We start from the raw sequence: 25,565 nt of genomic DNA, 5'->3' as shown, positions 1-25,565 counted from the left end.
TTATATTGCGATTTAAATGTATTATCAACTTCTTTGCCAAATTAGAATTTGTTGACACCTGCAACTTCACTGCTATACTGAATGTAAGACTTACAGCAGGAGACCTTTATGGAAGCTGATGATACATTTGATTTAACTAAATACGTTGCGGATGACATTGCAAAATACAGCGGTATTTCTATGCCAGTAAAAGCCGGATTACTTCAGCGGCTTCTGATAAAAAAACTCCCTTGTAAAAAACTCCACATGAATCCTGATGATGAATTTACACATCCGGAAGTAGGCCCAAGCTTCAGGGTTATTTCTGAATACACACAGAAATTTGTACACAATTATGAAGTAACCGGTAACTATTTTTTCCAGCAGGAGCCTTTGATTGTAGAAAAGCTTTACCCTGACGGATACAGAATTTTAAACGGTCACCACAGATGGGCAGCTGCCTTCAAACTTAAAAAGAAGAAAATCAACGTAAATATCGTTAACATGACCCATGAAGCAGAAATTAAGGAAATCATCCGTAATTCAAAGCATGATAAGCGGGTAACCATGGATCTGGATGAAGTTGTATTCTTTAATGAAAATAACACAGCCCAGGACAAAGCAGAAAAATCACTTGGCTTCCCTTTCAACCGCTTTTACAAGGAACGGCTCAGACTTGGAATTCCTGCCCTATTCAGAATTCTTGAAAGAAACGGCTATGATATCTGGGTTTTCAGCGCAAAATATTATTCAAATGATTATATAAAAGCCCTCTTCCATAAATATCACGTGAATGTTACAGGAATCGTAACCGGTACAGAAAAACGCAAGGATAAGGGAAAAGGAAATTACGACAACCTTCTTAAGGAGAAATACAAAAAGACCCTCCATATCGACAATGATTTAGTTCTTCAGATTGATACGGCTACCGGAAATTTCCACGAACACAATATCGACTCATCTTCCGGCTGGTCAAAAGCAGTTATTAAAATAATTGAGGAGATGGCTAAGAGTGAAGAACAATAATCAGACTGAAAAAATGCGCATCTCTTTTGATCTTGATGAGGTGCTTTTTGTATCTCCCAAGACTCATAAGATAGAAAAACCACCTATTTTTCCTTTCAGTGTAATGTATAAAGAACGCGTCAGATTCGGTGCCACGGAACTGATAAACAAACTACAGGAACTTGGCTACGAAGTCTGGGTTTATACGTCCTCTTACCGCACTCAAAGCTACATTAAAAAACTTTTCAAACTTTATCACATACGATTTGACGGCATTGTAAACGCCCAGCGTCATCTTGCTGAAGTTCAGAGGGATAACAAAACTATTCTGCCTCAAAAACTGCCAAACCGATACAGAATTTCCCTGCATATTGATGACGAAACAATTGTCTGCACCCTTGGACAGCAGTACGGCTACAACACCTACCAGCTGAATGCCCAGGATGATGACTGGAAAGAAAAGATTATTGAACGGGCAGCAGAAATTAAAAAGAATTTAGGCAATTAAGCGAAAATTTCTTCTGCGTAGCGGACTGTTTCCATGGCGTCGTGGCAGTATTTGTCGGCGCCAATCATGTCTGCGTAGTTCTGGGTCATTACGGCACCACCTACCACTACTTTTGCAGGACTTCCAGCTTCGCGCAAAAGCTTAATTGTTTCTTCCATGGCAGGAACAGTGGTTGTCATAAGAGCACTTAATCCAACAAGGCGGATATTTTCCCGCTGAACAGTTTCTACAATCAGCTGTGGGTCTACGTCTTTTCCCAAATCGATTACATCGTAGGCATAGTTTTCCAGGAGAACTTTTACAATGTTTTTTCCGATGTCGTGAATGTCGCCTTTTACGGTTGCCAGCACGATTTTGCCTTTTTTCTGCTGGTCACCACCGGCAGCGGCTAAAGTCTGCTTAATTACTCCAAAGGCGGCACTGGCAGCTTCTGCGGCCATTAAAAGCTGAGGAAGAAAGACTGTCTTTTTTTCAAAGCCTTTTCCTACAATGTCCAGAGCCGGAATAAGTTCGCCGTCGATAATCTGAAGAGCATCTTTTGATTTAAGATATTCGCCTGTAAGGGCAGCAGCGCGGTCTTTTAAACCACGCTTGATTGCTTCTATGAGTTCGGAAGTATTTGCGCTGCCTCCTGCCGAAACTGCAGCCGCACTCACAGCACCACTGCCAGCTGCCGCAGGGGCACTTCCCCCGGCACTTCCGGCAGCAGCCACAGGTGCCGCCACCGTTGCCGGCAGATTCGTTGCAAAATCAATGTAGTTGGCACAGTTCTGATCAACCGCAAGAAGGGCGCAGTAGGTGTAGTAGGCCTTCATCATTTCCAGAGAACCAGGGTTCATGATTCCGGCATTCAAACCGTTGTGCATTGCCATAGTAAAGAAACTGGCATTTACAAAATCGCGCTGAGGAAGTCCAAAAGAAATATTTGAAACACCAAGGCTTGTTTTACCATTCAGCTGCTCTTTTATAAGGCGAAGAGCATCCAGAGTAGTAATTGCCGACTGAGGGTCAGAACTTATACTCATGGCAAGCGGGTCAATAATAATATCTTTAGGTTTAATTCCGTATTCTGCGGCGCGGGCGTAGATTTTTCTGGCAATTTCTACGCGGCCCTGGGCCGTTTCAGGGATTCCGCTTTCGTCAATCGTAAGGGCAACAATAAGTCCGCCGTATTTTTTTGCCAGCGGAAAAATCTCCTTCATGATTTCTTCTTTGCCGTTTACCGAGTTTATCATCGGTTTTCCGTTGTAAATGCGAAGAGCCTTTTCCATTGCTACAGGATTTGTTGTATCAATCTGAAGTGGCAAATCAATTACCGCCTGCAGTTCCTTTACAACATCAATCATCATCTGAGGCTCGTCAATTTCCGGCAAACCAACGTTTACGTCCAGAACATCAGCCTTTTTTTCTTTTTGAGTAAGCGCCTCACCCAGGATATAATCCATATCGCGGTTACGCAGGGCTTCCTTAAACTTTTTCTTACCCGTCGGATTGATTCGCTCGCCAATCAGAACAGGCTTTTTATCAAAAATCACAGAATGAGTATAAGAAGTGATGATTGTGTCATTTTTTGGAGTAACTTCGTGTGCCTTGTGAGTTCGCACTGCGTCACTCATAGCTTTAATGTGGGCCGGAGTAGTTCCACAGCAGCCGCCAAGCATTGTAGCGCCAAGGTCAGCGATTTTTTCCATAGAAGCGGCAAAATCAGCAGGGGCTACATCATAAACAGTTTTTCCGCCTTCCGAACGTGGAAGTCCCGCATTAGGGCTTACAACAACCGGCACGCTGGCATAGCGGGCAAGCTGCTCAACAATTCCAAACATCTGATCCGGACCAAGACTGCAGTTTACACCAACGGCGTCTGCTCCAAGACCTTCCATTGTTGCAACAACGGTCATAGGGTCAGCGCCAGTCAAAAGTTTTTCTGATTCGTCGTAGGCGGTGGTAATCAAAACAGGCAGTTCGCAGTTTTCTTTTGCGGCAAGCAGGGCGGCCTTAGCTTCGTGAAGGTCGTTCATTGTTTCAATTAAAACAAGGTCGGCTCCGTGCTTTGCACCAATTTTTACCGTATAAGAAAAGATTTTTACAGCGTCTTCAAAATCAAGGTCCCCAAGGGGTTTAAGAAGTTTTCCAAGAGGACCAATATCCAAGGCAACAAAATGCGGCTGATTTCGAACAATTTCCGGTGTGGCAGGGTCGCTTTCCACATCAGCAATCGCCTGACGGGCATTTTTTATTGCCGCTCCTATTACCGCATCCAGACTGAACTTAATGTCACCCGGCTGGAATTTATTAATATTAGCACCAAAAGTATTTGAAGTAAGAATATTAGCGCCGGCAAGCAGGTAATCACGGTGCATTTTCTGAATGATTTCCGGATGCAAAATATTCCAGGTTTCCGGCAGTTCACCCGGCTGCAAGCCCTGAGCCTGCAGAATGGAACCGCATCCACCGTCAATAAAAACAAAATCCGAGTATGCCTTTTTGAAAATGTCCTTTGCCAAAACTGCTTTTGCCATAATAATCCGCCGCTTTCAACTTGCCTTAAATTGCTGCAAGTGCGTTTTTAATATCTGCAATTAAATCGTTTTTGTCTTCAAGGCCGCAGCTCATTCTTACAAGACCAGCCGGGATTCCTGCTGCTTCCAGCTGTTCGTCAGTCATCTGGCGGTGAGTTGAAGTTGCCGGGTTCAGACAGCAGGTTCTTGCATCTGCAACGTGAGTTTCGATTGCTGCAAGCTTGAGATTCTTCATAAATTTTTCTGCTGCGGCACGTCCGCCCTTCAATTCAAAACTTACTACACCACAGCCGCCGTTAGGAAGATATTTCTGGGCAAGCTTGTAATATTTGTTCGAAGGCAGGGTCGGGTAGCTTACGCTTGCAACCTGAGGCTGCTTTTCCAGGAATTCTGCAACTGCCTGTCCATTTTCTACGTGGCGAGGCATGCGTACATGAAGAGATTCCAATCCAAGGTTCAAAATAAATGCCGACTGAGGTGACTGAACACAACCCAAATCACGCATAAGCTGGGCAGTTGCCTTTGTGATGAAAGCGCCGGCCTGTCCGAACTTTTCTGCATAAGTAATTCCGTGGTAGCTTTCATCCGGTGTACAGAGGCCAGGGAACTTGTCGGCATGAGCCATCCAGTCGAATTTTCCGCTGTCTACGACACAACCGCCGACTGCGGCTCCGTGACCGTCCATGTATTTTGTAGTTGAGTGAGTTACGATATCTGCACCCCATTCAATAGGACGGCAGTTTACAGGAGTAGGGAAAGTGTTGTCTACGATAAGAGGAACTCCGTGCTCGTGGGCAACTTTAGCAAATTTTTCGATATCAAGTACAGTCAAAGCCGGGTTAGCAATTGTCTCGCCAAAAACGGCACGTGTGTTGCGCTGGAAAGCCTTGTTCAATTCTTCTTCGCTGGCATCCGGTGAAACAAAAGTTGAATCAATTCCCATTTTTTTGAGGGTTACGGCAATCAGGTTGAAGGTTCCGCCGTAAATCGAAGAGGATGCTACGATGTGGCTTCCTGCCTCGCAGATGTTGAAGAGGGCAAAAAAGTTTGCAGCCTGTCCGCTCGAAGTAAGCATTGCAGCAGCGCCCCCTTCCAGTGCGGCAATCTTAGCTGCCACATAATCATTTGTCGGGTTCTGAAGGCGTGAATAAAAATATCCGCTTGCTTCAAGGTCAAAGAGTTTTCCCATGTCCTCGCTGGTGTCATACTTAAAAGTTGTAGACTGAACGATAGGAATCTGGCGCGGCTCTCCGTTTTTAGGTGTGTAGCCTGCCTGAACGCATTTTGTATTGATAGACTGTTCCATGAATGTGCCTCGTATTCTTTTTTTAATTATATTAAAGAGAATTAAGTATTTTCACAATACTATAGAAAGACTTGGAAGATTAGAAAATGCGTAGCGTGGGTTCGTGATTTGCGAAGCTTTTTTCGCGATAAGGGAAACATAACGCGTAAATAAGCCTACAGAGCAAGCGTAGCTTGCGGCGAGCGAAAAGCTGGCGTAGCAAAGCACGGTTCCACGCGAAAGCATTTTCGATTTTTCATATACTTGACTTCATTATGACAAATTCACTATTATTTGTCATAATGACATAAAGACAATAAATGTCATAATAACAATCTATTTTTATCTGATTAAAGGGAAAACTATGAAAAAATCAATTGCATTTTTAGCAGGAGCACTTACAGCCGCTTTCGCTTTTGCAGGCGGAATTGAAAACAAAACAAACATGAGCACAGGTTACCTCCGTAACCCAAGCCGCAACGTAGAGGCCGCTCGCCCGGAAGCTTCTTTCTATAATATTGCCGGAACCGGCTTTATGGAAAACGGACTTCACATTGAAGTTGGTGACCAGTTCATTATCAAAGAGTATGCAAATACTCTGGCAACAGATGTAAAAGGTTCTGACGGTAACATTTACTTAAAAGATGGTACAAAATACAATGATGAAACAACAGTCTGGTTCTATCCAAATATTGATATCGTTTACAAATGGAATAATTTTGCCTTCTTCGGAAACTTTGGTATTTATGCCGGCGGTGGAAAACTTGAATATTCAGAAGGAACAAGCGTAACTGCATTGGCTTTTATGGATAAAGCTAAGCCTTATTTGGACAGTGCAATTGCAGCTAAGGCTGCTGCTGAAAGTTATGCTGTTGCTGGAGATACAGTCTCTGCTGCATATTATGGAGGACTTGCTAAGGAGGCTGGTGCTGCTGCAAAACTTCTTGCTGCTACTGCAGCTGATCATTCCCTTACAATCACATCTATCACATATGGCGAACAGATTGGTCTTGCTTACAATCTTTTTGACCTTGTGTCTCTTTCAGCCGCAATCCGCTTTTTACAGGGAGATCAGAAACTTACTCTTACAAGTGATTATTTCAACGCAATTAGTGGTGGAGAAGGTAACGAAGTTGGCTGTAAATCCTTCGCTTTTGGTGTAAGCCCAGTATTCGGTGCACACGTTCGCCTTTTTGAAAAACTCGATATCGCTGCTCAGCTTCAGGTAAAAACAATCATGAACTATAAGGTAAATGAAGTTACAGGAAAGACAATTGCTGGTCAGATTGGTGACAGCGGAATTACAGAAGACACTACTTTCCACTCAGACCTTCCAACAGCCCTGAACCTTGGTGTAGGTTACCGCGTAATCGACCCACTCTATGTAAGCGCAAGCTTCAACTACTATTTCAACAAATCAGCTGACTGCGACACAGTAATCGGAACAAACTCTTATGATGATTCTTTTGAAATTGCTGCAGGTGCTGACTACACAATCAATGATTTCGTACTTGTAAGTGCAGGTCTTGCTTACGGAAAGCAGGGAACGACAAGCACAGCAAACAACGTATTCAACCCGATTCTCGACAGCTTCCAGATTGGCTTTGGTGCAGAAATCAAACCTATCAAGATTCTCACAATTACTGCCGGCGGTACATGGGTTAAATACTTTGATACAAGCTATACTGTTTCAAAAAATGGAGAAAATTACGATATCGATTTGAGCAAGAAATTGTTCATGTTCTCGGTAGGAGCAACACTTAAGTTATTCTAATCAAGTTAAAAGTTGGCTCCCGGTCACAAAGCGTAGTACGAAATCTAGGGAGCGACGGCGTTATCCGTTAAAAAGTTGTTCAAAGCGGGCGTTGCGGGCGGCGTCTGAGCCCGCAGAGAGGGTAGCGCACAACGAAGTGTGCGCGCAGGGGGAGACTTCCCCCTCCTAATAGCCCAGTTCTTCCCCAACTAAAATAACTTTAATTCTATTAGGAACGCGGCTCATTCTTGTTACTACGAACTGGCAGCAGATTGAGTCGCCGAAGCACTCGCCGCATTTGCCTGTAACGGCACAAGGGGTCTTGCAGTCAAGGCGGATGCAGTTAGGCGGTGTAGCAACGTTTCGTACGCGGCGGATACCGTCTTCAACATTTGTAACAACCTTATTCATTCCTGCAATCACAATTACACTTTCAGGGCCGTAAATCAAAAAGCTCACACGGTTTCCGCGGCCATCAATATTAATAAGTTCACCATCCAGAGTAATGGCATTTGTACTCATCAAAAAGGCATCAGCATTTACAGTTTTTGCCTTAAGTTCTTTTATTTCTTCAGGACTTTTGTAATCTTCGCGGACAATCAGTTCATGTCCTGCAGCTTTTGCGGCATCCTTAAATCCATTCTGATCCAGAGTCATCGAACCGCCGTATGCTACTGATTTTTTTGCAGGCGAGCCGTCCTCAGTGCGGGCAAGAAGTTCTGCCAGTTTTGCTTTTGCCTCTTCTACATTTGCGCAGTAGTAGCCTTCCATCTTGCGTTTTGCAAGGTTTTTAATGATTGTTGAAGCCTGAACTTCATAAAATGATTCTTTTGGTGTTGCCATAAAAACGCCCTTATAAAAATATTAATATGCAAGGGTATTATAACACAAAAGTAGGAGAGCCCAAGTAAATTATTTTTCAAATTTTAGAAAGTTATGTTATAATTTTAAAGTTGCATTTATGAAAAAATTCAGGTTTTCCATAGGCATACTTTACATCATTCTTTCTATTATTACTGCCAGCTTTATTGTGATGTCGAGTGTAAACAATGAAAAATTCACACAATCATCTCATGAACTGAACCTGGCCGACCGATTCACCTGGGGACTTATTGACTATCCCAATTATCCGTCTGAAGAGGAAATGGCAACCATCAGACGCCCTCTTAAATTTGGAAAACAAAACATCTGCAAGCTCATCGGCCTTAAAGGGCATTACGTATGGCTTAAAGCTGAATTCACAATTCCTGAAGAATTAAAAGACACCGATTTAGGACTTTTTATCACCTATCTTCATTTTGCAGACAAGGTCTGGATTAACGGACACTTTGCCGGTTCCTACGGAAGATTTCCTCCGCGAGAAAGTACCCCTCTCTATCTTTCTCATGCCTATTATTTTCCTAAAGAAGCTGTAAATCAGGAAGGAAAAAACACAATTCTAATTCAGGTCTACAGTCACGGAAAGGGTGAAATTTCAGGAAAAGCTTTTATTGCAGAGCAAAGCTGGGTTAAACACACAGAAAAAAGAAAATCCTACTGGAACACCTTTATTTATACCTTCTTTATGGGCGGAATGTTTGCGGCAATGCTCCTCTACTTCTTCCTTTTTATACTTCACAAGCATAAGCCTGAATATTTGTGGTTCTCTCTTCTGAACCTTTGTACAATCTTCTTCTGTGCAACCCTTTATGTTCCTATCATGCCTTTTTATGAATCCTGGAACATTCCTTTCTATAAATTTTACCGTACAAATCTCTGCTTTACGGGAATTGTAAATTTTGTCTTATGGGTTGCTTTTGCCAGAAATTATATTGCCCTACCTAAAAAACCTTTAATTGAGGTAATAAGAGCTGTTATTCTCTGTTTTCAAATTGCAATCCTTATGAGTACAAGAAATTATGATGATCTTATGTCTATCTGCAAACTGGAACTTTGTCTTACCAGCTTCCATATTGCTCTTGTAATTTACTATGTAGTCCGCGGCTTTATGATTCCTAAATTCAAAAAGCGGGCTCTTACAATTACAATTTGTCTTACTCCTTTTGCACTTTCCATTCTCGCCGATATTATTGTACGCGGAATAATCGGAATTACTACCATTCCTTTCTTCAGCTTCTTCGGCTGGCAGATAAATATTATCAGCTATATCTTTATTCTGTCGCATAATCACGCAAAAGCCCTTATTTCAAATGAATACCTGAATAAAAATCTTCAGGAAGAAGTTAGAAAACAGACTGAAAACCTTCACGTTGCAAATGAACGTCTTATGGACAGAATCCATCGTTCTAATATTGATTTACAGATGGCTTCGGTTGTTCAGCAGAGACTTTTCCAGACTCCCCGAAAAAGCTACAAGGGTTGGGATATTGCGGTTTCTTATGATCCTCTGAGTGAAGTTTCGGGCGACTTTTTTGATTTTTACGGCTTGGGAACAACCCTTGACGGTATCAGTCTTTTTGATGTTTCCGGCCATGGTGTTGCCGCCAGTCTTGTAACAATGCTTTCTAAAAGTATTGTTTATAATGCCTTCCAGAAAAACCGTTTTTATGATGTACCGATTTCAAAGTGTCTTCTGGATGTTAATCATGATCTGATTGTTGCAAAGGGCGCAATTGATAATTACATGACCGGTATTATGATGCGCTTCAGGGAATTCAATGAAGATGATGCCTGCACTATTGATTTTGCTAATGCCGGTCACCCTCGCCCTATTCTTTATCGTGCAAAAGATGATATTTGTATTGAACTTGCCGGTGATGAGGGCGGTGAACAGAAAGGCGCAATCGGAATGTTTAACGTGGAAGTAAAATTCCGTGATGTAAGCTGCCAGATGGATAAAGATGATATTCTTGTCTGCTATACCGATGGTCTTACTGAAGCAGAAAATCTTCAGCATGAACTTTTTGGCCGTGAACGAATTATGCAGATTTTACGGGATAACCACACAAAGAGCGCTCACCGCATTGTTGATGAACTTGCCTACGCTGTAAAATTCTTTGTTGCTGAAGCAGACCGCAAAGATGATATAACGATTATGGTGCTTAAGCGCGAAGACAGCAAAGACTTCCTTGAAGCATTAGATAGTGATTAAGTTTAAATAAAAAAACTGGCTTACGGTCGCAAAACACAGTACGAAACCGCGCGATATCGCGCTACACGCTGAGTGTTGCAAAGAAACTATAGAATTGACCGCTCTCGCGGTCACAACACTCAGAGTGTTTTCGCCCTGCGTTTTACTCCCTCTCGCCAGTTTTTTGTATAAATTAAGCCTGAAGTGCAGTAACTGCAACTGTCGCTACAATATCGTCTACGTTACAACCGCGGCTAAGGTCGTTCAAAGGTTTTGCAAAGCCCTGGCATACTGGGCCGATTGCCATCCAGCCGCCCATGCGCTGACAGATTTTATATCCAATGTTACCAGCGTTGATGTTAGGGAAGATGAAAGTATTTGCGTGACCTGCAACTTTGCTTCCTGGTGCCTTGAGTTCTCCTACTTCTGGAGCAACTGCAGCGTCGAACTGGAATTCTCCGTCCAATGCAAGTTCTGGTTTTGCAGCTTTTGCAAGTTCTGTAGCCTTCTGAACTTTAGAAACTGTGTCGTAGAATTTTGCATCGTTTCCTGAACCCTTTGTAGAGAAAGAAAGCATTGCAACGCGTGGTTCAATTCCTGCAATCTTCTTTGCTGTATCAGCAGATGCCAAAGCGATGTCGCAGAGTTCTTCTGCACTTGGTTCAATGTTGATAGCACAGTCACCAAATACTGCAACTCCCTCTGGAACGTAAGCGTTTCCACCTTCTGGAGCAACCATGATGAAACAAGAAGAAACTGTCTTGAAGCCAGGAGCAGTTTTAATAACCTGAAGACCTGGGCGGAGTGTATTTGCTGTTGAGTGGCATGCACCAGAAACAAATCCGTCTGCATCGCCAGCTTTCAAAATCAAAGCACCGTACATTGTGTGATCTTTAAGAATTGCAGCTTTAGCAGCAGCAACGTCAGCATATTCTGGAGCACCAGTTTTTTTGTTGATTTTTCCTTCACGAGCCTTGAACAAGAGCTCTGCATATTTGTCTGCATTTGAATCTTTAGCAGGATCTACGATTGTAACACCGCTCAAATCAGCGTTAGAACCGCTAGCCTTAATATCTTCATCGCTTCCAATCAAAATGATTTTTGCAATTCCGTCTTTTACGATCTTTGAAGCTGCTTCTACAACACGTTTATCTTCACCTTCGCAAAGAACGATTGTTTTGTTTGCAGCTTTTGCCTTCTTAAGCAATTCGTCAACAAATGCCATTATATTTACCTCTATATAAAAATTATTACATTAATAGAATATAACTATGATTTGCATTTTTCAATATCGTTGCGAAGAATCATTCTTTTCATTAAAATAACATAACACTTTTTATAGAAGAAAATAATTTTTTAGAGGTTTTATATGTCAGAGAAAGAAGTTCGTGTAAGATACGCACCATCTCCAACTGGTATGCAGCACATTGGTGGCGTTCGCACAGCACTTTTTAATTATTTGTTTGCACGTTCTCAGAACGGAAAATTTATTCTTCGTCTTGAAGACACAGACCGCACACGCTATGACGAAAAATATGTTCAGAACCTTTATGACACAATGGCATGGCTTGGAATTGAATGGGACGAAGGCGGAGCTAAAGGCGGAGATTTTGGTCCTTATGTTCAGAGTGAACGTTTTGAACTTTACAAAAAATATGCTATGAAGCTTATTGAAAACGGCGAAGCTTACTACTGCTTCTGTGATGCAGAGCGCCTTGACCGCATTCGTAAGATTCAGACAGAAAACAAGATGGCACCAGGTTACGACCGCAACTGCCGTCACCTTACTCCAGAAGAAGTAAAGGCTAATCTTGATGCAGGAAAACCATACGTTATCCGTCTTAAGGTTCCAATGGAAGGCGAAACAAAATTCCACGACCACCTTCTTGGCGACATCGTTTGGAAAAATGAAGATATTTCTCCGGATCCTGTTCTCTTGAAGTCAGATGGATTCCCAACATACCACCTTGCAAACATCGTAGATGACCACCTGATGGAAATCAGCCATGTAATGCGCGCTCAGGAATGGATTCCTTCTACTCCACTCCATGTTCAGATGTACCGCTCATTCGGCTGGGAACACCCTGAATTCTGCCACCTTCCAATGGTAAACGGTTCAGACGGTAAAAAACTTTCTAAACGTCACGGTTCAACTTCTTTGAACGAATTCCGTGCACGCGGATATCTTCCACAGGCAATTGTAAACTACGTTGCAATGCTTGGTTGTTCTTACGAAGAAGGAAAAGAATTCTATACTCTTGAAGAACTTGCAAAGGCATTCAAACTGGAGCATTTGAACAAGGCACCAGCTGTATTCGACTACAAAAAGCTTGAATACTTCAACGCAAACTACATCCGCCAGCTTTCTACAGAAGAACTCTACAAATGGACTCTTCCATTCATCACCGGTACTGGCGATGCAACTCTGGAAATCAACCCGGAAAACCCACAGCCAAAACCAAATGTTGGTCCAGAATTCTCTGGCGTTGCACTTGGCGAAGACGGCGAACCATACTGCGTAGACAAATCTATGAATATGTCTTCTGCTGACGTAAAGAAAACTTTGATGGGACTTATGCCTCTTATTCAGGAACGTCTTAAGTTCCTTACAGAAGCAGCAGAAATGGTTCACTTTATGTTTACTGAACCTGCAGTTCCACCTGCAGAGCAGATTATTCCTAAAAAACTCGACGCTGCAAAAACAAAAGAAGTTCTGGAAAATGCAAAAGAGTTTGTTTCTAAAGTATTTGAACTTGACCACGAAGGCGCAGAAGCCTTTGCTAAGGCAAAAGCAGAAGAACTTGGAATTAAACTCGGCGACTTTATGATGCCAGTTCGTATGGCCGTAACAGGAAGCCGCGTTTCTCCACCACTTATTGGTTCAATTGCAGTTTTAGGCAAAGAAAAATCTTTGGCACGTATTGAACGAACACTGGCAACTTTGTAGTTATACAAACAAGTGCCAAATACAAGAAAATGCTCCCGCGTGGAACCGTAATTTGCTCCGCCGAGAATGCGGATTAGAAATTATTTATAAGTAAAAGCCTGCTTACAGCAGCCTTTTACTTCCCGCATTCTAAACTCCGCAAATCACGAACCCACGCTACGCATTTTCTTTTTTTATTTAACCTTACTTATATAAAACAAAGATTGCCGGAATTTTATTCAATTCCGGGATTTTATCCTTCTGTTTTTTCCACTGTTCGACTGTAAGAGTTTTTATGTATTCGTCAGGGGTTGTAATTCCCGCTGCAATACAAAGTTTTGTCTGAGGCTTAAGCGCCTGCAAAATTGTATCAATCATTTTGGCATTTCGATAAGGAGTTTCTATAAAACTCTGAGTCTGATCTTCGTTGTAGATTTTAGTTTCCAGTTTTTTAAGGGCCTTAATTCTCTGTGGAGTTTCAACAGGAAGATAACCGTTGAAGGCAAAGCTCTGACCATTAAAGCCGCTTCCCATAACAGACATGATGATTGAAGAAGGGCCAACAAGAGGAACTACGCGGAAATTTTTCTGCTGGGCGATTGCAACTACATCTGCCCCCGGGTCAGCTATTGCAGGACAGCCTGCCTCGCTGATGATTCCAACGGGTTTTCCTTCGCTGAGCGGTTTTAAGTATTCGCTGATGAACTTGCGGTCTGTGTGACGGTTGAGTTCGTAAAAAGTGAGTTCATCTATATCAATTGATTTTTCGACCTTTTTAAGAAAGCGGCGTGCCGAACGGATATTTTCTACAATAAAGTGCTTTATTCCAACAATTACATCGTGATTGTAGCCCGGCAAAACCTGCATAATGGGGGTGTCGCCAAGAGTTACAGGAATAAGGTAGAGGGCCTTCTGCAATTCTGGAAGAGGAAATTCGTGATTATAATCCTGTTTTTCTGATTTTTCCTTCTGATTATTTTCCATATTATCCTCTATAAAATTACATTAAAGCTTCGCTGGCAGATTCCCATTCGGCAGTTTTAGCGTCTATCTGGGAGTTTACTTCGTCCAGTTCACGCTGAACGGCTTTTGCTTTTTCACCGTTGGAATATACAGCAGGGTCTGCCATTTTAGCTTCCAGTTCGGATTTTTCGCCTTCAAGAGCTTCAATTTCTGCTTCTATTTTGGCAACCAGCTTTTCTTTTTTACGGCGGTCGGCTTCCTGACGTTTCTGCTCTTCGTAAGACAAGCGGCCGTTTGAAGTTTCGGGACGCGAGGGGCCGGCTTCCGTCGTAACTTTACCACCAACGCTGGTGGCACTAACGGAAGCACCAACCTTTTGCTTCGCAAAAGCTTGCGATTGTGCATCCTCATTTCCCTCTTCCTTAGCAATCTGTTCCATATAAAACTCGTAGTTGCCTGGGAAGGTGCGGAAGTGGCCGGGAGTCAGCTCAAGAACGCGGGTGGCAAGCTGCTCGATAAATCCGCGGTCGTGGCTTACAAAAACAACGGTGCCTCCAAAAGATTTAAGGGCTTCGAGGAGGACGTCCTTACTGTGAATGTCCAGGTGGTTTGTCGGTTCGTCGAGGACAAGAAGGTTTACAGGGCTGAGCAAAAGCTGAAGCAGGGCAATTCGCGCCTTTTCACCACCGGAAAGTACATCAAGGCTCTTGTAAACGTCGTCGCCGCGGAAAAGGAAGGCACCCAGCATGTCACGCAGTTTTGGAACCAGCTCAAGAGGAGCTTCGCCTTCAAGATATTCAAGAATTGTCTGTTTTCCTTTGATTGTTTCGGCATTATCCTGGCTGAAGTAACCGATTTTTACACCGGCACCAGGAATTACCTCGCCGGTAAAATCGCTGTCCTGTTCTGCAATAATTCTAAGAAGAGTAGACTTACCCGCGCCGTTACGACCTGCAACTACAAGGCGGTCGCCGTTTTCAAGCTGGAGTTCAAGATTGTCCAGAACATTGTGGCTGCCGTCATAGCTTTTACAGATTGAGTTCATGCGGTAAACAAGTTTTCCTGCGTGTGGAGCTGGCGGAAAGCTGAAATGTATCTTTTTAAGCGATTCAGGGATTTCGATGCGAACCATTTTTTCAAGGCGCTTCTGATATTCCTGAGCCTGAGCCGCCTTAGTTGCCTTAGCGCCAAAGCGGTTGATGAATTCTTCAAGTTTATTGATTTCCTGCTGCTGCTGTTCGTATTCAGCAATCAGGGTTTTTAGTTCAACTTCGCGGACTTTTTCGTAGTGGGTAAAGTTTCCCGGGTAGCGCTTGAGGTCACCGCCAAAAAGCTCGTAAACTTCGTTGATTGTTACGTCAAGGAAGTAGCGGTCGTGGCTGACAAGCAAAAATCCGCCGCGAAAGTCTTTCAAAAAGCCTTCCAGCCAGTTGCGGGCTTCAATATCAAGGTAGTTGGTAGGTTCGTCCAGAAGCAGAATATCAGGATTCTGCATAAGAGCCTTGGCAAGAGCAATACGCATCTGCCATCCGCCGGAAAATTCTTCTGTACGCTTGTCAAAATCAGCGCGGGAAAAACCAAGACCTAAAAGAACGCTTTCTGCAGCTGCTTCGCGGCGGTGCCATCCGCTTTCTTCAAGAGCCTGAATCAGATCCGCCTGTCTAACTGCAAGATTTGTGTTCGATGGATTTTCCGCCATCTGCTCGCCAATTTCATCAATCTGGCGCTGCATTTCGTAGCCGAATTCAAATGCCTTGTCGGCTTCTTCACGAAGACTGCATCCGTGGTGGGTAAGTCCGCTCTGTGGAAGATAAGCAATTCGGCTGTCTTTCTGAACTGCGCGGGTACCGCTGTCCGGCTGAACAAGTCCCGCAAGAACTTTTATAAGGGTAGACTTTCCGGCACCGTTTGCACCTGTAAGGGCAACCTTGCTTCCAGTCTGAAGGTTTATAGTAACATCTTTAAGAATATCGCGGTCACCGAAGGCCAGCGACACCTTAGAAAATTGAACAAAAGCCATAAAAAATCCTGTATTCTAAAAACTATTGATCTGAGCCCGAAGAAGACTGGCGCTTAAAGTAAACAATAATCGGGCTGGCGCTTCTTTCCTTAATCTGATTTCCGTCCATTTTTGCACTTGTAGCATCTTCCAGACGCAAGCCGTCATCTTCCAGACGGTAAAGGAAGTTTACTTCCTCATTCATTCCGTTAAATTTGAGAGTAACAACACCGTCATAATTCTGTGCAAGGGATTTTGAAATTGTGTATTTTACCTGTGCTGTTCCCGCATTCTTTGCAGTAGATTTAATTACAGAAGGTACAAGCAGGCGGAAATTAGACCAGTGGAAGGAACCGTCTTCATCAAAAACAAGTTTACCGTAGTTTGTACTTGTGTAAACAGGACCTCGTGACCAGATCTGGAGATATGACCATGAACGGCGGGTACGCTCGTTTTCGATAATTTCATTCAAATCAGCATCAATTGTAACAAAATCAAGTTCCTGAGGCTTTCCGTCTTCGCCAGTATAGCGTAGAACGATAAAGTTAGAACGGCGCGAAATAATTACCACTGGAATGTCTGTAAGGGCAAATTCACGGTCATCATTTTTTGTGTAGCCCTTATATTCCCAGTTTTCGTGAATATCTTTGGTGTTAAGACTTACCTTTTTGTTTTCTGTATCAATTCTGAAATTGAAAGAAGGATGCATGCGGGCCAAATCAATATTATTTGACTTAATCATCGTATCAAAATAATCAGGATACCAGGTCTTCTGAGAGATTTCGGTAAAGAGCACATCTTCTGTCTCTTCTTCAGCAATCACTTCTCCGCCAATCTGATTACCACTAGCATCTGTTTCGTAAAGATTAAGATTGTAAGAAAAACACCAGCCCTGAGTTCCGTCTTTTGTAAGAATGCGGAACCAGTCACCTTCCAGCGCCGTTTTTCCTGCCATTACAACCTGACCCTTTCCTTTATAAAGGATTTTGATAACTTCACCCTTGCGAAGGCGGTAAACCTGCTTTGCAGTATTAACAGGTTCAGCACGGCAAGGAAGTCCGTCAAGTTTTACAGAAGCATAAGTGTGGGCATATTCTTCATAGCGGGCTTTAGATTTCAGATTTTTTTTCTTTGAAAGAGGTTCTGTAAGCTGCCAGAGAGGAACTTCAATCTTTTTTCCATCTTCCAGACCGATTACATAAACGTGAGAAATATTTGACTTGATGTAAACCGGCACGACATCTCCGCTCTGAAGAGAGCTATCCGGAATATTCCAGAGAACCACCGACCAGCCCATTACCTTATCTTTGCAGGATGTAAAAATTAAAGCTGAAAATAAAATTGTGATTATTAATGATGATGAAAAAAAGCGTTTCATATTTAGAACTGAACTCCTGTTCAAAAATGCCTTCTCAAAAGAAAAAAGGCACCGATTACGATGCCTTTGAATATTAACATATATTGAAAAGAATGTCAGTTGATAGAAGAAAACGGAAAATTATTCTTCCTCAGAGTCCGTAGAGCCTTCTTCACCTTCTCTAACTTCAACAACCTCAGCATCTACAACGTTTTTCTGAGACATCAAAGTAATTGTAATCATAAAAATTCCAAGAATGAAGGCTGCAAGGCCTATAAGTCTTACAATAAAAATTCCAAGACGTTCTGGAGAAATTATGATGAGGGCTACTGCAAGCAGCAAAAGAGAAAGATTTTCTAAAACAAAGCGTTTGCGGTCAATTTCGGTAGATTTTAAAAGTGAAACTGAATAGAAACCAATGATAGCAGCAAGAAGAAGATATACAATCAGCACGTAAATCATTGTTTTCCACATTGCATCTGCAACAGCAAGCGGCAGAATTACAGAAATAGAACCAATAACAATACTGAATACAGATTTTACAAGGATTACAGTTTCGTACATTGAATCCTGAAATACTCGTTTGGTAACTAAAAGATTATAAAGGCCATATGCAACTGCGCCGAGTCCCACAATAAAAACAACAAGATTTATCCAGAATGTCGGAAAAATTAAAACCAGAAGACCTAAAAGTGAAATTCCGCCAAAAATTGCTAAATTATAGTTTTTCATACAAACCTCTCATTTCTATTCTATAGTTAAATCAGGTATCTGACAAATAAATATTTGTAAAAATGATAATAAAAGACAAATAATTCGTTAAAATTTCTGTTTTTTTTCAATATTAAGGCAATTACTATTGACAATTTTTTCTAAACAACATATAGTGTTGCTTACCTATTGGAGCGATACCAAAGCGGTCGTACTGGGGCGGTCTTGAAAACCGTTGTAGCGCAAGTTACCGGGGGTTCGAATCCCTCTCGCTCCGATAAAACTGGAAAACTTTCCGGTTTACAACTGGAAGCGTGGTAGAGCGGTAATACAACGGATTGCTAATCCGTCACTTCCGTAAGGGGTGGGCAGGTTCAACTCCTGTCGCTTCCGAGAAAGCAGCTCTGCTGCCCACATTATGAATGAGATTGTAGCTCAGCTGGATTAGAGCACCACCCTGCGGAGGTGGGGGTCGCACGTTCGAATCGTGTCAGTCTCAAAGTCAAGGTTCATCTGTCGATGAACCTTTTTTTGTTTAAATCCTTATGTTATAAGCTTTTAAACAATTTGAGAATTTTTTAACTTCCCTACCTGTTTGGAATGGGCGTTAAAACCAATCACTTTCACCGTCGATTGTACTAACGATTGTACTAATGTTAATACAAATCGTTGTACTGGACGGAGCAGAAAGTCATGAAGTCAAGTTATGTCTTCAGGAGGTTTTATGCGTCAATTCTATCTTTCAAGAAACAACAGTGGTTACTACAAAGTTATTTTTGTAGACCCGAAAACTGGTGCTCTCAGTGTAGGTAAAAGCACTCACACAAAAGACAAAATCGAAGCAGCTGTTATGGCATCCGAATGGCTGAAAAACAGTGTACCCAACGCCCGAAGCAATTCACGAAAATTCAACGCAGCATCAGACAAAACATCCGTAGACATTCTGAATATTGCAAGTAGACTTGAAAAACAAGAAGCTCTAGAACTAATTGCATTACTTACAAAGAAATTCAACCTGAACATTTCAGACGCAAAGGCAGAAACAGTCACGCCATCAGGCGAAGAAAAAACTTTACAAAAACCACAGAAAAAAGCTGCCAGACCTGCAAGTATCAAACTAATCCCGTATCTACTGGAATTCTGGAATTTTGAAAAATCTGAATTTATAAAGCGTCATCTAGCCTATGGACACAGCATGACAAAACGACATACAGACATGATGCTTGGACTTGTACGTAATTACTGGCAGCCGTATTTTGGAGATGACATCACAATCCAGGAATTAGACCGTACAGACTTAGACGATTTCTTTTTCTACCTGCATTCAGAAAAGGAACTAAAAGGCGGAACCGTAAACAAAGCAATAAACTGCGGTAGCCGCTGTATGCGCTGGCTCTATGATAACAAAAGAATTGAGTCTAATCCGATGGCAGGTGTAGAACGATTCAACGCTGAAGAACTGGAAAGAGGCATCCCGACAGAATCAGAAGTAAGACAGCTTCTGAAAGTTGACTGGAGCAACAATGCATATAAACTTGCTTTCAAACTTGGAGCATTCTGTGGACTTCGTGCCGGTGAAATAAGCGGATTAAGAGTTTGTGATCTAGATCTTGAATCAGACCTTATCCACGTCCGTCACAGCTGGAGTGATGTTGACGGCTTAAAACTACCAAAAAACTCAGACAAAAGAGATTTGCCAATTGACCATCAGACACTGGTTCAGCTTTATGCACAGGCAAAGACTAATCCTCAGTTCAGCGATTTAAGCTATGTATTCTTCTCACCTGTTAAGCCAGAACAACCGTACTGGCCATCATATTACGTAGATGGACTTTACGAAGCACTGGAAAAGATCGGGGTAAGTCAAGAACAGAGAAAAGAGCGGAACATTGTATTCCACAGCTTGCGTCACTTCTGTGCAACAATTCTGGGGCAGAGAGCAGACCTTAAAACCGTACAAGCAGTAATGGGCCACAGAAGTGAAGACATGTCAAAGCATTATTCAAATCACGAAACTCAGGAAAAGCTTGAGAATATGCGTAACATAATGCAGGTTACCTGGGACAACATTCTAAGTGCATAAATTGGCCTGCCTATACCGTGTATTCCCACTGCATCTGAGTGTGCCCCCATTGTTGTTGTAAGCAATCTTTTTGTTTAAGCCGCCAGGTACAGTGAGTTCGCGCGGTAGTTTTTCTGAAAGTGAAAGCGTCCCCTCCGCGAGGTCGCAACTTAAAACGGCAGGCACGCAAAAGCGTTCCCCCTTTCCCCCCGCCGCGGGGCATCCCCCTTTTCCCCTTTCGTAAAAAATTAGGTAAGCTATTGAACCGCTCTTGGGGGGGCAAGGGGGCACCCTTTTACTCAACTTGCAGTTGTCCTGCCGTTTTAAGTTGCTCTGGGGTACCTAGCAAAGGCGGCTTATGGGTAATCGTAATATGTGTGATAAAATATTGCCTCATTCGCACAGGGCTGCCGCAAGCGTCACCCCCGTACTCAATCAGCAAGGCGGCAACGTCCATGTTGCCGCCCCTACCTGATAAATATTTATCTTAAAAAAGTGTTCGTGTCATTTTACGCAGCTTCGCTGTCGGCGCTCTGGTCGCACATCATTGTGCTCCCGCCGCGCCTTACTCTCGATAATGATATAGCACCAAAAGTTCAGACAAAATATAGATTTTAAAAAAATGACAATCCACCTATGTCCGCCATAAAAAAAATAAACCGCGGGGAGAGCGCGCGCGGCGGTCTTTAAAACTGCTTAAATAATTTCATTTTGTTAATTTAAATATAAGCAACGCATATTAATTAATATGCGTTATTTATAAATATATTTTAAATATAATTTAAAATATATTTAATTTTCTTTTTTAATGCGTTGTTAAAGAAAATTTAAATAAAATAGCGACTCAAAAATACTCAAAAGTTTTGAAAGATAATCATAGATAACCAAAAACAGCAACGCTTTTGCAACGTCTAACACTTTTAACGTGTTGCTTACATACGCATTATTTGCATTCCTGCGAAAGATGTCGATTTTTCACTTTTTTCAAGAGAACGCATTTTAGCGTAGCGCATACAGGGGGCACGGGGGAAATCAACAAATGTTAGCTAAATAATATATTCGCCTTTTATGTTTTACATAAACATTTTTTTTTCAAAACTCGCAGGGGGAGCGCACGCGGCGGTCAATAATATTGCCTAAAAAATTTAATTCTGTAACATTAAATTCAAGCAACGCATATATGCATATATACGTTGTTTTTAAATATATATAAATCTTATTTTAAAAAAATAAGATTTTTTCTTTTAAAAGCGTTGTTTTAAAAAATTTAAATAAAATAGCCACTCAAAAACACTCAAAGGTTTTGAAAGATAATCAAAGATGCCCAAATACAGCAACGCTTACGCAACGCATAGCCTTTTTATGCGTTGCAAACAACGCATTATTTTCATTCTTGGGGAAGATACAGGTTTTGCTATTTTTTATAAACAACTCATTAAAGCGTAGCTAATAAAGGGGGCATGGGGGAATTTAATCATGTAAATATTTATTTAATCTATCTTCAACAATATCCAAATCATAAGTAAGTTATTCATTGTTCAATAGTAGTCGGTGCCATTTTTGCTCCTGTTTATACCACAATTCCTCTGTGATAAAGTGGAATGAACTTGCTGTTTTCATAATTTTCAAATCCCCAATCAGAATGCCAGTGACCAAAGAACCATTTCTTATAGGAAATCATTGAATAAATATAATCATTAAAAACAACTGTTGAATCATCAGAAGTTGAGAATGAGGAATTAAAGCAGGCTATTGCTTTTGAAGTTCCCGTATGAGAAAGCACATAATCAAACTGGCATCCAGAATCTTGGATTCTCTTTTCACATTCTGTTTTTTCGACTTCAGTCCATTCTTCCTGCGGCCACCAGGATTCGTACGGTACACGATAAGCCTTATCATCGCTTTTTGCACCACCCAGCACTAAAAACTTTTTATCCTCAATGGTGTAGACTTCTCCGCGATTGAGATAGAAAACATTATCACAGACTTTCAAAACCTTGTTGCCAAACATTTCAACTTCTGGAAGTTTTTCAATCATATTATAATTATCATGATTCCCCATAACAGAAAGAATTGTAAAAGACTTATTTTTATACCATTTAAGAAGATATTTTTCTGTCGGGTCAGTCGGATGAATACCATTTTCATCAACCGGGCAGTCATACCAAGGAAGCCCAAAATCCCCTAGAACGATAAGAGTTGTTATGTCGTGATAATCCTTGTTCTGCTTTTTACAGCATAACTTAATATTTTTAGAAGAGGCATTAGACATATCTATTGTATTATGAGTATCGCCGGTTATGTAAATCATAAAACCTTCTCCTAAAAATCAATCGAAAGACATACCTTAAAATCTTCTTCGCGCATTCTGATGACATCATTAAGAGAATACATCCAGTCATCTATGAAAACCACGTGCATAAAATAATGAAACAAAACCTTTTGCTGTTCCTCTGTAAAATGTTCTTTATAAACTTCAAAGTTCCAGTTTAGATTCTCCTCCGAGTCATGCATAGAATCATCAATCTCAGGTCGGTCACTGCTGCAACGTAGAGTGTAATGATTAAAATCCGCCCTTTCGCTCATAAGCCTTTGCATTTCAAACGAGGCAATATCTGTTGCACCGCTACCCTGATATTCGATGTGCCCGTCAATATCCCAATTCTCAAAAAAAGGATCAGTCCGAGCAGCTTTCTGCAGAGCCTTTGAAAGAAAGGCCAGATAAGATTTCAATTCATCTGTCTTTTTCCATACCCAGGAATTAACATCCATAATTTTCTGTATGTTTTCTTGGCTCCAGTCAAAAGCATTAATTGTTAAAGCTCTCTTTTCCAGAATGTCAGCTATCATATCATCCCTCAGATGATAAAAAGGATAACTCCTGAACTCCGAAACAGGACAGTTAAGAGTTACCTGAACATACGGATAAAAATCCTTTTCCGTACACTTCAGAAAATCTTCCAGGCTTATAGTCCCGTTATATTTAAGAAAATGATACAGATAACTGCAGACAGAAAAATCTTCTTCCTCAGAAGGCAGCGAAAAATGCCAGGAATCAAAAGACTGCATTATTCTCACCTTTGAAAGAGGAAGGAAATCGCCGGCCCCTGAATCAAAAATCAGTTGCCATAAATTAAGTTCCTTAGAAGCAAGATAGCCTATGTTATCCCACAATTCATATTCCTCTTTTTCTTCTGCTGTCATATCTTCTATAGAATCATATTTAGAAAGAATTTCCTTTTCAAAAGCATAAGTGCCGGTGATTTTAAAACCGTGCAAAAAAGACAAACCTTCTTTTTCAAAACAGGAAAAGGTTTCAAAAATATGCATCATCTGTTCAATCAGCTGACTTTGCATTTTTGTAAGAACGTCATTCAATTCTCTGAATTTTTGAACCTTTTCTTTTGTCCATTCAAATTTTGCGTCAGCTTCTTCCTTGCGGATGAAATATTTCATTTCCCGCTTATCAGTTGAATTAATGAACATACAAAACCTCCGTATAAAAATCTGACATCCTGCCTTTCAGGATTTTCAAAATAATCAAACATAACTTATTCTACAAAATAACTCTGTCATTTAATGACATACTAGATTAAAAAAAATTACTATAACATCAAATGACAGACTAGACTGCTAGAATGATAACAAATCAAATCTAGGAGGCATTTATGGACTCATACAATAAGATGGAACGTTTACGAAATGAATACGGTGTAAAAATCTCAGGTATTCCTCTTGATGATGAAAGTCAGAATGTTATCACTTACAGCATGTTTGAAAACCTGCAGACGATTCTCTGTTATGATTATGAAGACGGAAAACCCTGGCATGATTTGACCTGTGTAATGGAACTTATTTTTAATGATCCTTTTTACGATAATGAAAAACCATTTGAACATCCAATAGATAACTTCTCTAAAATCAGGTATTTATATATGCATCCGTGGAATCTGTTTAATGATTTTTCAAAACTTGTTGCTGAATTCAATAAATGTGACAGGTTGATTACTGTAAAAATGGATTTAACTACGGGCTGGTTTAAGCATGATGACACGTATAAAGGAATCTGCTTTGATGATTTTGAGATCTTCAACTGTACAATTAAGCACAAAAAACATTTTCATCCAAAGAATCCAGAAATGCCGGATGATTAATGACGGACTATCATTTTACAAAAGGTAAAATAATTATTTACTATATTATTTAACCTAAAGTATATTCTGTCTTAATCGTAAAATTATTCCCAGCTTCACGGATTTCTTTGTCTGAGATGCAAGGTAAATAATAGAAATATAACTTAAACGAATTGTAAAATGCGGTTCTTAAATTCCTGTTTATCATACAAACAGGAATTGTATTCTTTTTTAAAGATAATTCTCTTGCGAGATATAGTTTCTTGCGAAGTTTGTTATATTTTTGTTTCTTTAATAAAAAATACGGTAACTCAGTTTGTGTCTCTGGGTAATAGATAGCTTTATTCAGCATCTTTGTAATAGAGTCTGAGAGTTTTATAATATGAATGGTTTTATTTTCGTCAGCGAGACCTGATAAAATACTGTGAGCTTGTTTTTCGCGAATTTTTTCCATCAGTGTTACAAGTTTATTTGTTTCATCAAGATTATCTGCAATTGTTTCAAGAATTGAAGCCGTATTTTTAATAGAAACTCCTTCTTCAAGTAGAAAATTTAGAATAATCTTTAATTTTGATTTCGTAAAATTATGTTCAATAAACACATCATTTACTACATCGGGATTCATTTCACGAACTTTATTTATAAGAGAATTAACAATACTTTGAGTTAACAATCTTGTAATATTTTTTTTGATTACTGCATAAAATGAAAATTTATTATTTCGCGTATTTCATAAACTACGTATCCAAGTTCTTCAGCTTCTTTTTCTGTCCTTTTGTAATAATAATAGCATCCAAGTCAAAAGCAGGGTCTTTAGTTTTTGTCCCTGCAATTTCTTTTTTTATCATATCTGTAGTATTTATACACATATAATCATTAATTCCCATTTCTCCATAACGCGCCACTTCAAACCCATTTATTAAAATTACATACTCATTAGGATTAAGGGCAAGCCAATCTCTTATTCTAATCTTTGGTAAAATAAATCCTAGCTCTGCATGAATCCAATTACGAAGATAATTAATTTCCCGGAATAAAGGTGATTCACCTTCTATGAGAGGGCGTAATGCAGAACCAAAACGCAGTTCCAAAATATCTGGTAATTCTTCACGAAATCGCTTATAAATTTCATTATCATAATTTCTGACTTTCATAATTTATAACTCCCTTATGTTTCTGAAATATTCTTTATGATACTTTTGTTTTTTCATCCTAAAATTCCAATCTGTTTTTCGCCTTGGATTATCTATAATTTGTTCGAGCATTCTTGGATTTCTCAAGAATTCATTGTATGT

19 protein-coding genes and 3 tRNA genes are annotated in these 25,565 nt (G+C 40.8%); 10 read left to right on the top strand and 12 right to left on the bottom strand.

The genetic code is table 11. The features are described 5' to 3' along the window. The first annotated feature begins 108 nt into the window (after positions 1–108). The gene (locus tag MSI_RS07085) at positions 109–1,005 is read left to right on the top strand and encodes a ParB N-terminal domain-containing protein (RefSeq protein WP_009105242.1); all 897 of its coding nucleotides are present in this window, start codon (positions 109–111) and stop codon (positions 1,003–1,005) included. Continuing rightward, the gene (locus MSI_RS07080; RefSeq protein WP_009105239.1) at positions 992–1,492 is read left to right on the top strand and encodes a hypothetical protein; all 501 of its coding nucleotides are present in this window, start codon (positions 992–994) and stop codon (positions 1,490–1,492) included. Before MSI_RS07085 ends, MSI_RS07080 begins: the two co-directional genes overlap by 14 nt. Here MSI_RS07080 and MSI_RS07075 read toward each other — a convergent pair. Then, positions 1,489–4,011: a homocysteine S-methyltransferase family protein gene (locus MSI_RS07075; protein WP_009105237.1), complete on the bottom strand. Its 2,523-nt coding sequence runs from the start codon at positions 4,009–4,011 to the stop codon at positions 1,489–1,491. The genes MSI_RS07080 and MSI_RS07075 overlap by 4 nt on opposite strands. 25 nt (positions 4,012–4,036) lie before the next feature. Continuing rightward, entirely contained in the window at positions 4,037–5,317 is a 1,281-nt protein-coding gene (locus tag MSI_RS07070; protein ID WP_009105235.1) for an O-acetylhomoserine aminocarboxypropyltransferase/cysteine synthase family protein, read from the bottom strand. A gap of 343 nt (positions 5,318–5,660) precedes the next feature. On the opposite strand from MSI_RS07070, the gene MSI_RS07065 reads away from it, so the two are divergent. Next, entirely contained in the window at positions 5,661–7,070 is a 1,410-nt protein-coding gene (locus MSI_RS07065; RefSeq protein WP_009105232.1) for an OmpP1/FadL family transporter, read from the top strand. A 165-nt stretch (positions 7,071–7,235) separates the two neighbouring features. Here the strand turns inward: MSI_RS07065 and MSI_RS07060 are convergent, their stop codons facing one another. After that, positions 7,236–7,892: a lactate utilization protein gene (locus MSI_RS07060; protein ID WP_009105231.1), complete on the bottom strand. Its 657-nt coding sequence runs from the start codon at positions 7,890–7,892 to the stop codon at positions 7,236–7,238. Between the two features lie 118 nt (positions 7,893–8,010). Between MSI_RS07060 and MSI_RS07055 the strand changes: the two genes are divergently transcribed. Beyond that, the gene (locus tag MSI_RS07055) at positions 8,011–10,140 is read left to right on the top strand and encodes a SpoIIE family protein phosphatase (RefSeq protein WP_009105229.1); all 2,130 of its coding nucleotides are present in this window, start codon (positions 8,011–8,013) and stop codon (positions 10,138–10,140) included. A gap of 172 nt (positions 10,141–10,312) precedes the next feature. On the opposite strand, the gene pta is transcribed toward MSI_RS07055, so the two are convergent. Then, positions 10,313–11,344, bottom strand: a complete 1,032-nt coding sequence (gene pta / locus MSI_RS07050) for a phosphate acetyltransferase (RefSeq protein ID WP_009105227.1) — start codon at positions 11,342–11,344, stop codon at positions 10,313–10,315. Between the two features lie 144 nt (positions 11,345–11,488). On the opposite strand from pta, the gene gltX reads away from it, so the two are divergent. After that, a complete protein-coding gene (gene gltX, locus MSI_RS07045; protein WP_009105224.1) occupies positions 11,489–13,066 on the top strand; it encodes a glutamate--tRNA ligase in 1,578 nt (525 codons plus the stop codon). A 183-nt stretch (positions 13,067–13,249) separates the two neighbouring features. Here gltX and MSI_RS07040 read toward each other — a convergent pair whose 3' ends face one another. From MSI_RS07040 to MSI_RS07025, 4 genes are all read right to left on the bottom strand, one after another. Beyond that, positions 13,250–14,029 carry an SAM-dependent methyltransferase gene (locus MSI_RS07040; RefSeq protein WP_009105222.1) on the bottom strand — a complete coding sequence of 260 codons (780 nt, stop codon included), beginning with the start codon at positions 14,027–14,029 and terminating at the stop codon, positions 13,250–13,252. A gap of 16 nt (positions 14,030–14,045) precedes the next feature. Beyond that, a complete protein-coding gene (locus MSI_RS07035) occupies positions 14,046–16,028 on the bottom strand; it encodes an ABC-F family ATP-binding cassette domain-containing protein (RefSeq protein ID WP_009105220.1) in 1,983 nt (660 codons plus the stop codon). A gap of 22 nt (positions 16,029–16,050) precedes the next feature. Beyond that, a complete protein-coding gene (locus MSI_RS07030; protein WP_009105218.1) occupies positions 16,051–17,385 on the bottom strand; it encodes an SH3 domain-containing protein in 1,335 nt (444 codons plus the stop codon). Between the two features lie 120 nt (positions 17,386–17,505). Beyond that, positions 17,506–18,096, bottom strand: coding sequence for a hypothetical protein (locus tag MSI_RS07025; RefSeq protein ID WP_009105216.1), 591 nt, complete (start codon positions 18,094–18,096; stop codon positions 17,506–17,508). Between the two features lie 170 nt (positions 18,097–18,266). On the opposite strand from MSI_RS07025, the gene MSI_RS07020 reads away from it, so the two are divergent. The 4 genes from MSI_RS07020 (at position 18,267) to MSI_RS07005 (ending at position 20,158) form a co-directional block, all read left to right on the top strand. After that, positions 18,267–18,352, top strand: a tRNA-Ser gene (locus tag MSI_RS07020). A 31-nt stretch (positions 18,353–18,383) separates the two neighbouring features. Next, positions 18,384–18,468, top strand: a tRNA-Ser gene (locus MSI_RS07015). 31 nt (positions 18,469–18,499) lie between these two features. Further along, positions 18,500–18,574 (top strand) — tRNA-Arg (locus MSI_RS07010). A gap of 225 nt (positions 18,575–18,799) precedes the next feature. Beyond that, the gene (locus MSI_RS07005) at positions 18,800–20,158 is read left to right on the top strand and encodes a site-specific integrase (RefSeq protein WP_009105215.1); all 1,359 of its coding nucleotides are present in this window, start codon (positions 18,800–18,802) and stop codon (positions 20,156–20,158) included. A gap of 1,549 nt (positions 20,159–21,707) precedes the next feature. Here the strand turns inward: MSI_RS07005 and MSI_RS06995 are convergent. Both MSI_RS06995 and MSI_RS06990 read right to left on the bottom strand, forming a co-directional pair. Next, the gene (locus tag MSI_RS06995) at positions 21,708–22,448 is read right to left on the bottom strand and encodes a metallophosphoesterase (protein ID WP_009105213.1); all 741 of its coding nucleotides are present in this window, start codon (positions 22,446–22,448) and stop codon (positions 21,708–21,710) included. Between the two features lie 11 nt (positions 22,449–22,459). Beyond that, entirely contained in the window at positions 22,460–23,623 is a 1,164-nt protein-coding gene (locus MSI_RS06990; RefSeq protein WP_009105211.1) for a hypothetical protein, read from the bottom strand. A gap of 182 nt (positions 23,624–23,805) precedes the next feature. Here MSI_RS06990 and MSI_RS06985 point away from each other — a divergent pair, with 182 nt between their 5' ends. After that, on the top strand, positions 23,806–24,291 hold the full coding sequence (locus MSI_RS06985) for a hypothetical protein (RefSeq protein WP_009105209.1): 486 nt from the start codon (positions 23,806–23,808) through the stop codon (positions 24,289–24,291). 49 nt (positions 24,292–24,340) lie between these two features. Here the strand turns inward: MSI_RS06985 and MSI_RS15140 are convergent, their stop codons facing one another. Together MSI_RS15140 and MSI_RS15135 are read right to left on the bottom strand one after the other, a co-directional pair. Then, complete coding sequence (locus MSI_RS15140) at positions 24,341–24,964, bottom strand: FHIPEP family type III secretion protein (RefSeq protein WP_081481362.1); 624 nt, start codon at positions 24,962–24,964, stop codon at positions 24,341–24,343. A 43-nt stretch (positions 24,965–25,007) separates the two neighbouring features. After that, positions 25,008–25,424 (bottom strand): FHIPEP family type III secretion protein, encoded by a 417-nt coding sequence (locus tag MSI_RS15135; protein ID WP_009105204.1) that lies wholly within the window; start codon positions 25,422–25,424, stop codon positions 25,008–25,010. Positions 25,425–25,565 lie beyond the last annotated feature (141 nt).

The sequence above is a fragment of the Treponema sp. JC4 genome (assembly GCF_000260795.1).
Taxonomy (GTDB): domain Bacteria; phylum Spirochaetota; class Spirochaetia; order Treponematales; family Treponemataceae; genus Treponema_D.
Note: the sequence above shows the minus strand (reverse complement) of the source record. Positions and strands in the feature narration are given on the sequence as shown.